At 70.3% G+C, this 14,384-nt stretch carries 10 protein-coding genes and 2 riboswitches; all 10 genes read left to right on the top strand.

Translation table 11 applies throughout. From position 1 onward, the window contains the following. Positions 1 to 3 precede the first annotated feature (3 nt). The 10 genes from AB0F43_RS00715 to AB0F43_RS00670 all read left to right on the top strand — a co-directional run bounded on the left by AB0F43_RS00715 (position 4) and on the right by AB0F43_RS00670 (position 14,382). Positions 4 to 999: a cobalamin biosynthesis protein gene (locus tag AB0F43_RS00715; RefSeq protein WP_360468747.1), complete on the top strand. Its 996-nt coding sequence runs from the start codon at positions 4 to 6 to the stop codon at positions 997 to 999. Next, complete coding sequence (locus AB0F43_RS00710) at positions 990 to 1,958, top strand: DUF3500 domain-containing protein (RefSeq protein ID WP_360468745.1); 969 nt, start codon at positions 990 to 992, stop codon at positions 1,956 to 1,958. Before AB0F43_RS00715 ends, AB0F43_RS00710 begins: the two co-directional genes overlap by 10 nt. 103 nt (positions 1,959 to 2,061) lie before the next feature. Further along, positions 2,062 to 2,205, top strand: a riboswitch (cobalamin riboswitch). A 35-nt stretch (positions 2,206 to 2,240) separates the two neighbouring features. Beyond that, positions 2,241 to 5,984 carry a cobaltochelatase subunit CobN gene (gene cobN, locus AB0F43_RS00705; protein WP_360468743.1) on the top strand — a complete coding sequence of 1,248 codons (3,744 nt, stop codon included), beginning with the start codon at positions 2,241 to 2,243 and terminating at the stop codon, positions 5,982 to 5,984. Positions 5,985 to 5,997: 13 nt separating this feature from the next. Continuing rightward, positions 5,998 to 6,771, top strand: coding sequence for a 5'/3'-nucleotidase SurE (gene surE, locus AB0F43_RS00700; RefSeq protein WP_360468741.1), 774 nt, complete (start codon positions 5,998 to 6,000; stop codon positions 6,769 to 6,771). 197 nt (positions 6,772 to 6,968) lie between these two features. Beyond that, positions 6,969 to 7,073: riboswitch (cobalamin riboswitch) on the top strand. A gap of 83 nt (positions 7,074 to 7,156) precedes the next feature. Next, complete coding sequence (locus AB0F43_RS00695; RefSeq protein ID WP_360468739.1) at positions 7,157 to 9,208, top strand: putative cobaltochelatase; 2,052 nt, start codon at positions 7,157 to 7,159, stop codon at positions 9,206 to 9,208. 1 nt (position 9,209) lies between these two features. After that, a complete protein-coding gene (cobO, locus tag AB0F43_RS00690; protein ID WP_360468737.1) occupies positions 9,210 to 9,824 on the top strand; it encodes a cob(I)yrinic acid a,c-diamide adenosyltransferase in 615 nt (204 codons plus the stop codon). Next, the gene (locus tag AB0F43_RS00685; protein WP_360468735.1) at positions 9,821 to 11,173 is read left to right on the top strand and encodes a cobyrinate a,c-diamide synthase; all 1,353 of its coding nucleotides are present in this window, start codon (positions 9,821 to 9,823) and stop codon (positions 11,171 to 11,173) included. The genes cobO and AB0F43_RS00685 overlap by 4 nt, the downstream gene beginning before the upstream one ends. After that, positions 11,170 to 12,537, top strand: coding sequence for a 5,6-dimethylbenzimidazole synthase (bluB, locus tag AB0F43_RS00680; RefSeq protein ID WP_360468733.1), 1,368 nt, complete (start codon positions 11,170 to 11,172; stop codon positions 12,535 to 12,537). Before AB0F43_RS00685 ends, bluB begins: the two co-directional genes overlap by 4 nt. Before the next feature lie 13 nt (positions 12,538 to 12,550). Beyond that, positions 12,551 to 13,165 (top strand): hypothetical protein, encoded by a 615-nt coding sequence (locus AB0F43_RS00675; RefSeq protein WP_360468731.1) that lies wholly within the window; start codon positions 12,551 to 12,553, stop codon positions 13,163 to 13,165. A gap of 179 nt (positions 13,166 to 13,344) precedes the next feature. Then, a complete protein-coding gene (locus tag AB0F43_RS00670; RefSeq protein ID WP_360468729.1) occupies positions 13,345 to 14,382 on the top strand; it encodes a hypothetical protein in 1,038 nt (345 codons plus the stop codon). The last annotated feature ends 2 nt before the right edge of the window (positions 14,383 to 14,384 follow it).

Raw genomic sequence — 14,384 nt, 5'->3', positions numbered from 1 at the left:
AGGGTGTCCAGAGCGTTGGGTCTGATCCTCGGTTTCGCCGCCGACCGCGTCCTCGGCGATCCCCGCCGCTACCACCCGGTGGCTGGCTTCGGTCAGGCCGCGTCCCGCCTGGAGTCTCGCTGGTACGCCGACTCCCGCGCGGCCGGTACGGCGTACACGACCGTCCTCGTCGGTACGGCGACCGCCGCCGGAGCGATCGCGGAACGCCTGACCAGGAAGCGCCCGATCGTCCACACCCTGGTCACCGCCGCTGCCACCTGGACCGTGCTCGGCGCCCGCAGCCTGGATCGCGAAGCCGAACACATGGCCCGGCTGCTCGAGGAGAAGGACCTCCCGGCCGCGCGGAACCGCCTCAGCCACCTGTGTGCGCGGGATGCGACCGACCTCGAGGCTGACGAGCTCGCCCGCGCGACCGTGGAGTCGCTCGCCGAGAACACCTCCGACGCCTGTGTCGCACCACTGCTCTGGGGCGGCGTCCTCGGTGTCCCCGGGCTGCTCGGGTATCGCGCCGCGAACACGCTCGACGCGATGGTCGGCTACAAGTCGGCGAAGTACCTCGACTTCGGCTGGGCCGCCGCCCGGCTGGACGACGTACTCAATCTGCTGCCGGCACGTGCATGCGCCGTGCTGACCGGCCTCGCCGCGGGACGCCCACAAGAAGCGGTCGCGGTGTGGCGGCGGGACGCGTCGAAGCATCCCAGCCCGAACGCGGGCCCGGTCGAGGCGGCGTTCGCCGGCGCGCTCGGTCTGCAGCTCGGTGGGCGGAACAGCTACGGCGACTATCAGGAGGACCGTGGCACGCTGGGGTACGGACCCACGCCGACGGTTGCGGACGTCCGCCGTACCGCTGCCCTCGCGCGGCGCGTCGGCGTCACGGCGGCGGGGGTTGCCGCGATCCTTGCGTTACGTCCGAAGAAAAGGGGAGACGTGCCGCCACTTCTTCGGACGCAAGCGGGCCGGCAAAAGACGACGGAACGGGAGCGATCGGCATGGTTGTAGAGCAGACCCGGGAAGCGGTCCTCGAGCTACTGGCGAGCCTCACGCCGGCCCAGCTGGACAAGATCAAGGCGGCCTTCGACACGCCGGACCACAAAGAGTGGACCTACCTGCCCGGCGATCGGCCCGGGCTTCCGCTCGCCGAGCTGACACCGGCGCAGCAGCGGATCGCGGAGCGGCTGGTCGACATCGGGTGCAGCGAGCGCGGCGCGGCCGACTCGAAGGCCGTGCTGGAGGCGGAGGTCATCCTGCGCGGGATCCCCGCCCTGCCGCCGACAGGGGAGTGGGAAGGGTCCGTGCTCGGCGGGCGGTACTTCCTGCGCGTGCTGGGCGATCCAGCTGGGACGGAGCCGTGGGCCTGGCGTCTGAACGGTCACCACCTGGCCTTGCACGTCACGCTCGTCGACGGCGCGATCGCGTTCACCCCGCAGTTCCTCGGGTCGAACCCAGCCGAGGTGCGGTCGGGCCCGCAGGCCGGGCGACGCTTCCTGGCCGCCGAGCAGGACTTGGGCTTCCAGCTCCTGCACGCCCTCGACCCCGACCAGCGCGCGGTCGCCGTCGTCTCGGACGAGGCGCCCGACGACATCCTCACCCGGCACGACCCGGTCGCCGACCGGTCCCGCCTCTACCAGGGTCTGGCGTACGGCGACATGACCACCGAACAACGGCAGTTGCTCAGCCTCCTGGTCGGCCAGTACGTCGGACGAGCGGCCGGGCCGATCGGGTTGCAGACGTGGCAGGACATCACCGACCACGGCATCGAACGCCTCACCTTCGCCTGGGCCGGCGACACCGAACCAGGAATCGGCCACCCGCACTACTACTCGATCGCGGGCCCCACGTTCCTCGCCGAGTACGACAACACCCAGGACAACGCCAACCACATCCATTCCGTCTGGCGCGACTTCCGCAACGACTGGGGGACGGATCTCCTGGCCGCCCACTACGCCATGCACCGCTGAGGCGGACCGCCAGGCCATCACAACCGTCGCCGTTCGACGGCTTCAGGCTCGGCTCCGTGCGACCGGCGTGATCGTGATGGCCTGGCGGTTCGGCTGACGCCGCAAACAGGCGAGCAGAGCTGGGTCGGCTAGAGTGCAGCACGTCATTCGACGGCATCAGCAGGAACCCGGTGAGAGTCCGGGACGGTCCCGCCACTGTGACCACCTCGTGTGGGAGTCAGGAACTGCCGCCGTCGAACCTCCGGACGGGGCGTGGACACCCCGAGGAAGGATCGGTTGCCTGTGGACGAGCGAAGCGAGTTCCCCACCAGATACCGTCCCGCGAACCTGCTGCTGCTCTCCACCGCCGACACCGACCTGCTGGCCGCCGCCGAGGCGGATGCGGGCTGGACGGTTGCGAACCCCGCCCGGCTGGAGCCGGCTGATCTGGCCCCATTGCTGGCGGCGGCCGAGATCGTGGTCGTCCGCCTGCTCGGCGGTCGCCGGGCCTGGGAGGAAGGGCTCGACGCGGTCATCGCGTCCGGGAAGCCGGCTGTGGTGGTCAGCGGCGAAGCCGCGCCCGACGCCGAGCTCATGTCGCTGTCGACGGTGCCGGCCGGGGCCGTGACCGAGGCGCTGGCCTACCTGCGTGAAGGCGGCTCCGAGAACCTGCGCAACCTGGCCGGCTTCCTCCGGGACACGCTCCTGCTGACCGGCGACGAGTTCGATCCACCCCGGGCACTACCGGCGTACGGGGTCAGGGGGACCTTCGTCGAGGACGAGCGGCCGGTTGTCGGCATCGTCTACTACCGCGCGCACGAGATCTCCGGGAACACCGCGTTCGTCGACGCGCTGGCCGCGGCTGTCTCAGCAGCGGGTGCGCAGCCGCTGCCGGTCTACTGCGGCACGCTCCGCGGACTCGATCCTTCGAGCGCGGACAACGCAGGACTGTTCGACTTGCTGCGCAAGTGCGACGTACTGGTCACGACCCTGCTGGCCGCCGGTGGAACCGTCGCGGCTGACGCGAGTGCGGGCGGTTCCGACGACGCATGGGACGCGGGCGCGCTCGCGTCGCTCGACATCCCGCTGATCCAGGGCCTCGCGCTGACCTCGACGCGCGATCAGTGGCTGGCCAGCGACGCGGCCGTGAGTCCGCTGGACGCGGCGACCCAGGTGGCGATCCCCGAATTCGACGGGCGACTGATCACGATCCCGTTCTCGTTCAAGTCGTACGACGAGGACGGCCTGGCCCGGTACGCCCCGGACATGGAGCGATGCGATCGGCTGGCCGGGATCGCGGTCGCGCACGCCCGGCTCCGGCATGTCCCAGCCGTCGAGAAGCGACTCGCTTTGGTGTTGTCGTCGTACCCGACCAAGCACGCCCGGATCGGGAACGCTGTCGGGTTGGACACCCCGGCGTCGGCGGTCGCCCTGCTCGGTCAGCTCCAGGAGGCCGGATACGACCTCGGGGATCTCGACCTCAGCGAGCTCCAGGGGCCCGAAGGAGCCGACGGGCTGATCCATCGGCTGATCGCGGCCGGCGGTCACGACGTCGACTGGCTGACCGACGAACAGCTGGCTTCCGCGGTCGCCAAGATTCCGCTGTCGACGTACGAGCGGTGGTTCGGCCGCGTCCCGGAGTCGTTGCGCGAAGCAATGACCGAGGCATGGGGCGCGCCACCCGGTGAGCTGTATGTCGACATGTCCGGTGACGAGCCCGCGATCGCACTGGCGGCGTTGCGGTTCGGGAACGTCGTACTGATGATCCAGCCGCCCCGTGGTTTCGGTGAGAACCCGGTCGCGATCTACCACGACCCGGACATGGCGCCGTCGCACCATTACCTGGCGGCGTACCGCTGGCTGGAGGCTTCGGCTGACGAGGGCGGCTTCGGTGCGCACGCCGTCGTACATCTCGGTAAGCACGGGACGCTCGAGTGGCTGCCGGGCAAGGGCATCGGGATGGCGGCCGACTGCGCGCCGGACGCCGTACTCGGGAACCTGCCGATGGTGTACCCGTTCATCGTCAACGACCCCGGCGAGGGGACGCAGGCGAAGCGGCGGGCGCACGCGACGGTCGTCGACCACCTGGTGCCGCCGATGGCCCGGGCCGAGACGTACGGCGACATGGCGAAGCTGGAGTATCTACTCGACGAGTACGCCACCATGCAGGCGCTGGACCCGGACAAGGTGCCGACGCTGCGGGCCCAGATCTGGACGCTGATCCAGGCGGCGCAACTGCATCACGATCTGCACACCTCGGAGAAGCCCGAGGACGAAGAGTTCGACGAGTTCGTGCTGCACCTCGACGGGTATCTGTGCGAGATCAAGGACGTGCAGATCCGCGACGGGCTGCACGTGCTCGGTGGTGCGCCGGCCGGCGAGGCGCGGATCAACCTGGTGCTCGCCGTGCTGCGGGCCCGGCAGCTGTGGGGTGGTTCGTACTCGATCCAGGGGCTGCGGGCCGCGCTGGGGGAGACGTTCGGGGTGGACGAGGCCGCACTGCTGGCCGAGCCGGGCCGCGTTGTTCCGGAGCTGGCCGAGCTCGCGACGCTCGCCGACCTGCCCGCGGTCACCGGCGCGGACGGGGTCGACCTGCTGGAGGCGATCGCGCGCAAGCTCGTCGTCGGGATGGAGACCTTGAGCTGGGATGCGGCGAAGGTCCCGGTGGTGGTCGTCGAGGTGCTCGGTCGCTCGTCGGCCGGCGTCGAGGCATCGCTGTCGTTCGCCGCCAACGAGGTGGTACCGAGGCTCGCCCGGACCGGTGACGAGCTGACGAACGTCCTGCGTGCCCTTGACGGCCGCTTCGTCGAGGCCGGCCCGTCGGGGTCGCCGACCCGCGGCCTGGTCAACGTGCTGCCGACCGGCCGCAACTTCTACGCCGTCGACCCGAAGGCGATTCCGAGCCGCAACGCCTGGGACGTCGGCGTCGCGCTGGCCGACTCGTTGCTCGCGCGGCACAAGGCCGAGACAGGGCAGTGGCCACGGTCCGTCGGTCTCACGGTGTGGGGTACGTCGGCCATGCGCACCCAGGGCGACGATCTCGCCGAGGTGCTGTGGTTGCTCGGCTGCCGCCCGGTCTGGGACGACGCGTCCCGCCGGGTCACCGGGTTCGAGGTGGTCCCGCTCGAGGAGCTCGGCCGCCCGCGGATCGACGTGACGGTCCGCATCTCCGGCTTCTTCCGGGACGCCTTCCCGCACGTCGTGGCGCTGCTGGACGAGGCCGTTCGCACGGTGGCCGCGCTGGACGAGGCTCCGGCGGCCAACTACCTGCACGCACATGTCCAGGAGGACGTTGCGGCAGGCAACGACGTACGCTCGTCGACGGCGCGGGTCTTCGGTTCCAAGCCGGGCTCGTACGGCGCTGGCCTGCTGCCGCTCGTGGACGCGCGGAACTGGCGCACCGACGCCGAGCTCGCCGAGGTGTACGCCGTCTGGGGTGGCTACGCCTACGGCAAGGGTCTCGACGGTGCCGAGGCGCGCGGGTCGATGCAGCGCGCCTACGCCCGGATCCAGGTGGCGGCGAAGAACGCCGACACCCGCGAGCACGACATCATGGATTCCGACGACTACTTCCAGTACCACGGCGGCATGATCGCGATGGTCCGCCACCTGACCGGCTCGAACCCGAAGGCTTACGTCGGGGATTCCGCCGTACCGGCGCAGGTCAAGACGCGGACGCTGGAGGAGGAGACCAAGCGCGTCTTCCGGGCCCGGGTGGTGAACCCGCGGTGGATGGCGGCGATGCGGCGGCACGGGTACAAGGGCGCGTTCGAGATGGCCGCGACAGTGGACTACCTGTTCGGGTACGACGCGACCGCGGGTGTGGTCGACGACTGGATGTACGAGACGCTCACCACGTCGTACGTCGCCGATCCGGAGATGGCGGAGTTCTTCCGCAAGTCCAACCCGTGGGCCCGGCACGGCATCGCCGAACGCCTGCTGGAAGCGGCCCAGCGCGGGCTGTGGTCGGAGCCGTCCCCGGAGGCACTCGAGACGCTACGCAACGCAGTCCTTGAGACAGAGGGTGACATCGAAGATCGGGGCTGATTGGGTGGAGCGTATGGCGCCCGAGAATCTGAGAGTCCTGATCACCAACGACGACGGCTATCAGGCTCCTGGGATCCGGGCCCTCGCACCGGCGATCGCCGAGCTCGGGTACGACGTACTGGTGGTGGCGCCGCTGGACGACCAGAGTGGCGTCGGGTCGGCCCGGGCCGGGATGGTCGGCCGCCCGATCCGGACCGCTTCGGAGGAAGCGGGCGGCATCACCTACCACGGCATCGACGGTACGCCGGCCCTCGCGGTGACGCTGGCGACCGTCGGGGCGTTCGGGGCGATCCCGGACCTGGTCGTGTCCGGGATCAATCGCGGGCACAACATCGGCGTACCGATCTTCCACTCCGGCACCGTGGCCGCTGCCCTGACCGCGGCCGGCCAAGGGAAGTCGGCGGTTGCCGTGAGCATCGATTCCGAGGATCCCGCGCACTGGGCGACGGCGGGTGCGGTCGCCGCCGAGGCACTGACCTGGATCGTGCCGGAGCCGGCCGGGACCGTCCTGACCATCAACGTCCCGGATCGACCGCTCGACCAGCTGGCCGGCGTACGCCACGCATCGCTCGCGCCGATCAAGCGCTCCCGTCTCACCGGCGCGACCGCACCGACCGGCGAGCCCATGATCGAACTCGAACCACCGAGCCCGAACCCGGTCCCCGGCTCCGACGAGGCCCTCCTCGCCGCCGGGTACGTCGCGGTGACCCCGATCATCGGCATCCGCGAGGTCAAAGACGACACAGCCGCCACCGCCCTCGCCAAACGCCTGTCCGGCTACCGATGAAAACTCAGCAGGTCCGCGTCGCTGCCGACCGGCTGGCCCTCGGGCCCCTTCACCACCACAGGCTTGCTACCCACGCTGGTCGAGTCGTCGATTGTGGCTTGGGTCTGGCGAGAACAGCGACCACAACCGACGACTCGGTGAAGTGAATCCGTCGCGACAGGTGGTTGATGTGAACCTCGTCGCTGAGGGTGGGGGTGGGGTGTGCCATGATCGGGCCGACGGTTGTGGAGGAACCCGGTGAGAGTCCGGGGCGGTCCCGCCACTGTGACCGGGGAGACCCGGGAGCCAGGACATCCGCGCCCGTCCGCCGGGCTGCGATCACCGCGGTACGGCGTACCAGCTGCCGAAGCGGGCGTGGACACCCGCTCGACGAAGGGACCCGCCGATGCGGCCTGCTCCGACCACTCCAGGCAACCTCGCCCCGCGCGGGCTCCGGGCCGACGCCGGGTTCCCCTTCACCGCGGTGGTCGGCATGGAGGATCTCCAACTCGCTTTGATCCTGGCCGCCATCTCACCCGCGATCGGCGGTGTGCTGATCCGGGGAGAGAAGGGGACGGCCAAGTCGACCGCCGTGCGGGCGCTGACCGAGATCCTGCCGCCGGTCGACGTCCTCTCGGGGTGCCGGTTCTCCTGCGACCCCGATCACCCGGAGCCGGCCTGCCCGGACGGTCCGCACGGCGAGGACCAGGAGCTACGTCCGGCTCGGCTGGTCGAGTTGCCGGTTGGCGCTACCGAGGATCGGGTGCTCGGGTCGCTCCATCTTGAGCGGGCGCTGGCCGAGGGCGTCACGGCGTACGAGCCAGGGCTGCTCGCGGCGGCGCACCGCGGGCTGCTGTACGTCGACGAGGTCAACCTGCTGCACGACCACCTGGTCGATGTACTGCTCGACGCCGCCGCGATGGGCCGGGCGACGGTCGAGCGGGACGGCGTTTCGGTCACTCACCCGGCGCGTTTCGTCCTGGTCGGCACGATGAACCCGGAGGAAGGCGAGCTCCGCCCGCAGCTCCTCGACCGCTTCGGCCTGACCGTCGACGTCGTCGCCAGCCGCGACCCCGCCGTCCGCGTCGAGGTGATGCGGGCCCGCCTCGCCTACGAGGCCGACCCGGCCGGCTTCACGGCGAAGTACGACGGAGCCCAGCGCGAGCTCGCCGAGCGCATCGTCAAGGCCCGCGACCTGCTGGCGGAGGTGATCCTGACCGACTCCGCGCTGCGCCAGATCGCCGAGATCTGCGCGTCCTTCGACGTCGACGGCATGCGCGCCGACCTCGTCACCGCGCGTACGGCGGTCGCCCACGCCGCCTGGTCCGGCCGGACGGTCGTCGAGGTGGACGACGTACGCGCGGCCGCGAAACTCGCCCTGCCACACCGCAAGCGCCGCAACCCGTTCGACGCCCCCGGCCTGGACGACGACCAGCTCGAAGAGGCCATCAACAACAGCACCCCGCCACCCGACCCAGACGACGACCCGGACGGTCCCGGGGGTGGGGGCACGGATCCTTCCGGCCCGTCGGATCCCGACAGCGGCAACTCGGCTGATCCAGCGGACCGGACCGACTCCGACCCGGCCGAGCCGGATGGCGGCGATGCCAAGCCCGGTCCGGCGCCGACCGGCGAGGTCGTTGGCAGCTCCGAGCCGTACAAAGCCCGGCTGTTGAGCGTCCAGTCCGCCGGCGCGGGGGTTGCGGGGCGACGTTCCCGGGCGATCACCGACGTGGGTCGCGTGGTGGGAGCTCGGCCGCGGGTCGGGCGGGAGTCCGGCCGGCCGCACCTCCTGGCGACGATCCGGTCGGCGGCCCCGCACCAGCACACCCGAGGACGTTCCGGCCCCGGCCTCGACGTACGGCCCTCGGACGTGCGCCTCGCCGTACGCGAAGGGCGCGAGGGCAACCTCGTCTTGTTCTGTGTGGACGCCTCCGGCTCGATGGGGACGAAGAAGCGCATGGGCGAGGTGAAGACGGCGATCGTCTCGCTCCTGCTCGACGCCTACCAGCGCCGCGACACCGTCGGCCTGGTCACCTTCGCCGGTGCCGCCGCCACGGTCGCGTTGCCGCCGACGGGCAGCGTGGAGACCGCCGTACGCCGGCTTGAATCGCTGCCCACCGGTGGTCGCACGCCGCTCGCCGAAGGGCTGCTGCAAACGGCCGAGGTACTACGGATCTCCGCCATCCGGGACCCACGTCGCCGGCCCCTGCTCGTACTCGTCACCGACGGCCGGGCGACGCACGGCGACAACGCCTTCGCACGCGCCCAGCAAGCAGCCGGATGGCTTGCCCAGCAAGGGATCGCGACCGTGGTCGTCGACTGTGAACCGCATCGCGGCGTACGGCTCGGACTGGCCGCGGAGCTGGCGGTCACGCTGTCCGCGGAGTACCTCGACCTCGGTGAAGTTGCCGCAGGCAACCTCATTCGCACCGTCACCGAGCGGAAGGTCGCCTGACATGCCGAAGGGACAGCCGGCCGTCGTACCGCAGGACGGCCTGACCACACGCCAGCGGCGGAACCGCCCGTTGCTGATGGTGCACACCGGCGACATGAAGGGGAAGTCAACCGCCGCCTTCGGAATGGCGTTGCGTGGCTGGAACCAGGGCTGGAGCATCGGGGTGTTCCAGTTCGTCAAGAGCGCGAAGTGGAAGGTCGGCGAGGAGAGCGCGTTCAAGGCGCTCGGCCAGTTGCACGAGGCAACGGGTCAGGGCGGTCCGGTGGAGTGGCACAAGATGGGCGAGGGCTGGAGTTGGTCGCGGAAGGCCGGCACCGAGGAGGACCACGCCGCCGACGCGCTCGAGGGCTGGCGTGAGATCCAGCGCCGGATCCAGGCCGAGACACACGACCTCTATGTGCTCGACGAGTTCACCTACCCGATGAAGTGGGGCTGGGTCGACGTCGACGAGGTGGTCGACACGCTCACCAACCGCCCCGGTCACCAGTACGTCGTGATCACCGGCCGCAACGCGGATCAGCGGCTGCTCGACGCCGCCGACCTGGTCACCGAGATGACCAAGATCAAGCACCCGATGGACGCCGGCCAGAAGGGCCAGAAAGGCATCGAGTGGTGATCCCACGGCTGGTCGTCGCCGCGCCCGCCTCGGGCGCCGGGAAGACAACGGTCGCCGTCGGCCTGATGGCGGCGCTGCGGCAGGCCGGGCACACGGTCGCGGGCTTCAAGGTCGGCCCCGACTACATCGACCCCGGCTTCCACTCCGTCGCGACCGGGCGGCCGGGCCGGAACCTCGACCCCATGCTGCAAGGCGAGGAACGCGTCGCCCCGCTGTTCGCACACGGCGCCGCGGGTGCTGACCTGGCCGTCGTCGAGGGCGTGATGGGCCTGTACGACGGCGCTCTCGGGACCGAGGGGTACGCGTCCACGGCGCATGTCTCGAAGTTGCTCAAGGCCCCCGTCGTCCTCGTCGTCGATGCGTCGGCGGCAGGCCGCAGTGTCGGTGCCGTCGTCCACGGTTTCGTTGCCTTCGACACCGAGGTGCGGATCGTCGGCGTGATCCTGAACAAGGTCGGCTCGGATCGCCACGAGGCCGAGGTCCGGGCCGGGGTCGCACCGACCGGCGTACCGGTTCTCGGCGTACTCCGGCGGGACACCAGGCTCACTGTGCCCAGTCGGCACCTCGGTCTCGTTCCGGCCGACGAACAGCGTGAACAGGCCGTCAACGCGGTTGATGCGGCCGCCGGGCTGGTCCGTCAGGGCGTCGACCTCGAGGCCTTCGTCGCGGCTGCCCGCACGGCGGTGGAGCTCGACGTCGAGGCCTGGGACCCGGCTGCCGAAGTGACACCGGCCGAGGAGGGACGCCCGGTCGTGGCCGTTGCCGGCGGTCCAGTGTTCTCGTTCCGCTACACCGAGACGACCGAGTTGCTCGTCGCGGCCGGCGCGGATGTCGTCACCTTCGACCCGCTGTCCGATCCGTTGCCTGAAGCCACATCAGCCCTGTACCTGGGCGGCGGTTTCCCCGAGCTGCACGGCGAAGCCCTGGCCGCCAACGCCGAGCTCCGCCGCCAGGTGGCGACCGAGATCGCGGCCGGCCTCCCGGTGATCGCCGAGTGCGCCGGCCTGCTCTACCTCTGCCGCGAGCTCGACGGCCACCCGATGACCGGCGTCCTCCCCGCCACCGGCCGGATGACCGGCAGCCTGACCCTCGGCTACCGTACGGCGATCGCCGCGACCACGACCACGTTCTTCGACGAGGGTCGCCGCGTCCGCGGCCACGAGTTCCACCGGACGACGGTCGACCTCGACACCGAGGTGGATCCCGCCTGGTATCTCCCCGGTGGCGTCGAGGGAATCGCCCAGCCCCGCGTGCACGCGTCGTACCTGCATCTGCACTGGACGGCGACCCCCGACGTACCCGCGCGCCTGGTGGCGGCGGCCCGTGTTCACGCCGGGATGGAGAAGTGAACCTGGTCGTCGGCGTCGGCCTCCGGTCCGGTACGTCGTACCGCGAACTGCGGGACCTGGTCGACGCCGCGCTGGCTGCGGCCGGCGGGGGAGACGTGCGGATGGTCGTGACTGTAGACGGTCGCGAGACGGAGCCAGGGCTGCAGCGGTTGGTGGCGTCCATCAACGCGCAGCTCCACACTGCGCCTACTGCTGAGCTGGCACGTCAGCCGGTGCCGACGCCCAGCGAGCAGGTCGAGCAGCTCAAGGGCACAGCCAGCGTTGCTGAGGCAGCCGTGCTCCTGACGGGCGCCGAGCTGGTGGTCACCAAGCGCCTGTCGGTCAATGCGACCGCAGCGGTTGGTCGACTCCCGGCCGCACCGGGCTACCCGCCAACTGAGCGGGACGTGGTGCACCGAGTGCTGGCGGAGCGCCGGGACGTGCGGCGCGGCTTTGTCGACCAGCCGATTGCGGACGACGTACTCCTGCGAGTGCTGGAGTCCGCGCACCGGGCGCCGAGTGTGGGGCTCAGCCAGCCGTGGGACTTCCTGCTCATCCGCGACATCGCCACCCGCCGCAAGGTGCATGACCTGGCCACTGCCCAGCGGGACGCGTTCGCCGCGTCCCTCCCGCCGGACCGGCGGCAGGCGTTCGACGGTCTGAAGATCGAGGCCATCCTCGACACTCCGCTGAACATCGCCGTGACCTGCGACCCGGGCCGCGGCGGCAGGCACGTTCTGGGTCGCCACGCGGATCCGCGGACGACCTGGTTCTCGGCGGCAATCGCCATCCAGAACCTCTGGCTCGCCGCGCGTGCGGAAGGACTCGGGGTCGGCTGGGTGTCCTTCTTCGAGCCCGGTGAGGTCGCGGCGGTACTGGACCTTCCAGCACACGTGGAGCTCGTCGGGTACCTCTGCATCGGCCATGTCGAGGAGTTCGCGGCCGCACCCGAGTTGGTGCGGACTGGCTGGGCGGCGCGGCGTCCACTCGCGTGGGCCGTTCACCACGAGCAGTGGGGTCAGCGGGGCACCACATCTATCTACGAGGACGCGGCTCGGGCGAGTGAGAACGCCGTACAGGCTGTTGGCCGGCAGCGGGTGCGGGTGGTCGTGGGCGGCGATCCGGCGACGTGCCTGGGCGAGGCGGACGCAATCGTCGTACAGCTGGGACCGGATAGGCCCGTGGCCGACTTCGGAGTGCTTTGGCGGCCCGCACGTACGCCCGTGGAGGCGGTAGAGCTAGGTCTTGAGGTCGCACGTGACCTGGCGCTGCAGGGGGTCGGGGAGCTCGCCGTACAGGTCGTAGAGCAGTCCGAGCTGGCTGACGGCTTGGCGCGCGGGCTGCGGGCTGGTGCCCGGGCGTGTGGAGTGGCCTGGTCGGGGTGACAGACTCGTCCACATGACGGTTCCACCCCAAGGTCAAGCGCCCATGTACGTGCCCGCGTTCTCGATGAAGCAGCGGATCACCATGATGGCGAACAAGTACGAACTCATCGCCACCAACCCCGACGGCTCGGACGGGCAGCTCCTGGCGTTCGCGCAGCAGAAGCGGATGGCCTTCAAGGAGGAGGTCACCTTCTACAGCGACGACTCCAAGTCGCAGGCGGTGTTCTCGTTCAAGGCGCGCAAGACGATCGACCTCGGGTCCGGGTACGACGTCTTCGACGCGAACGGGCAGCCGATCGGGTGGTTCAAGAAGGAGTTCGGCAAGAGCCTGCTGCGGTCGAGCTGGCAGCTGGCCGCGGCCGGGCTGGAGGCGGACGGCACCGAGCGCAACCCCACCATCGCGATCGTGCGCCGGGTCTGGGAGTTCGTCCCGTTCGTGGGGGACATCCCGCTGCCGTTCATCTTCCACTTCGACTACACCGACCGCGCCACCGGTCAGCCGGTGCTTTCGGTCGAGCGCAAGGTGTCGGTCCGCGACCGTTACCGGATCACGGTCCAGGATCCCCGGCTGGACTTCCGGGTCGCCGCCGCGATGACCGTGGCGCTGGACGCTCTCCAGAGCCGCTGACATCCACCCAGCGCAGTACGTCGTACTCCCGGCGTACTGCGCTGGTGGTATGCGCTCTCACTCTTTTGGGGGAAGGGACCCTGAGATCCCTTGGTTCCGCCTCGTCACGGTGCGAGTCTTGACCCATGGGGATAGCGCAGCGCAGTCGACGGTGGTTCGTACCGGTCACAGCAGTCGCGGTGATCGCAGGAGTGGGCACGCTCGGTCCGGTGGTCGCGGACGCGTCACCCAACCTGCCCGACATCACCGCGCAGGAGTTGCTGACCAAGGTCCAGACGGCCAAGGTCGACGGTCTGAGCGGCACTGTCCGGTCCTCGGCGGATCTCGGCCTGCCCGCGCTGCCCGGGGTCGAGGGCGGTAACCAGATCCCCGACCTGCTGACCGGTGAGCACACCGCCCGGGTCGCCGTTGCCAGCCCGGACAAGGCGCGCGTCTCCGTGCTCGACAACATGGCCGAGCGGGTCTGGACGACCGACGGCAAGACCGCGTGGGCGTACGACTCGTCCGAGCGCGAGGCGGTCAAGCTGACCCTGCCGGCCCGGACGAAGCGGCCGGCCAAGCCCGAGGTCCCGGAGTCGTACGATCCGTCCGCGGTGGCCAAGCAGTTCCTGGCCGCGATCGACCCGACCACCAAGATCGAGGTGAGCGGGACGGAGGAGGTGGCCGGCCGGGATGCGTACAAGCTGCGCCTGGTGCCGAAGACCGACAAGTCGACGGTCGGATCGGTCACGCTGGCGATCGACTCGAAGACGTGGGTGCCACTCGAGGTGACGGTGATGCCGCGCACCGGGTCGGATCCGGCGGCACAACTCGGCTTCTCCTCGGTGTCGTTCGACGTACCGGCGGCGAGCACGTTCGCGTTCACCCCGCCGAAGGGCGTGAAGGTGAAGGAGGAGAAGGTCCCGGCCACCCGGCAGGTGCCGAGCCCGGTAAAGCCTCCGAAGGCGGTCGGCCCCAAGGCGAGTGCTGACGACAAGCCGACGGTGATCGGCGAGGGCTGGGAGTCCGTGGTCGCGTTCCGCGACGTGCAGCTCACTCGTACCGGTCCGGTCGGCCAGCTGCTCGCGAACGCCCGTACGGTCGAAGGCTCCTGGGGCAAGGGCAAGATCCTGTCCAGCAAGATGGTCAACGCCCTGGTCATGGACGACGGCCGCGTCCTGGTCGGCCTGGTCAGCCCAGACACGCTGGTAGCCGCCGCGCCGAAGGCTCCACGCTAACC

Source organism: Kribbella sp. NPDC023972, assembly GCF_040639075.1.
GTDB lineage: Bacteria > Actinomycetota > Actinomycetes > Propionibacteriales > Kribbellaceae > Kribbella.
This window is presented reverse-complemented; position numbering and strand designations above follow the sequence as displayed.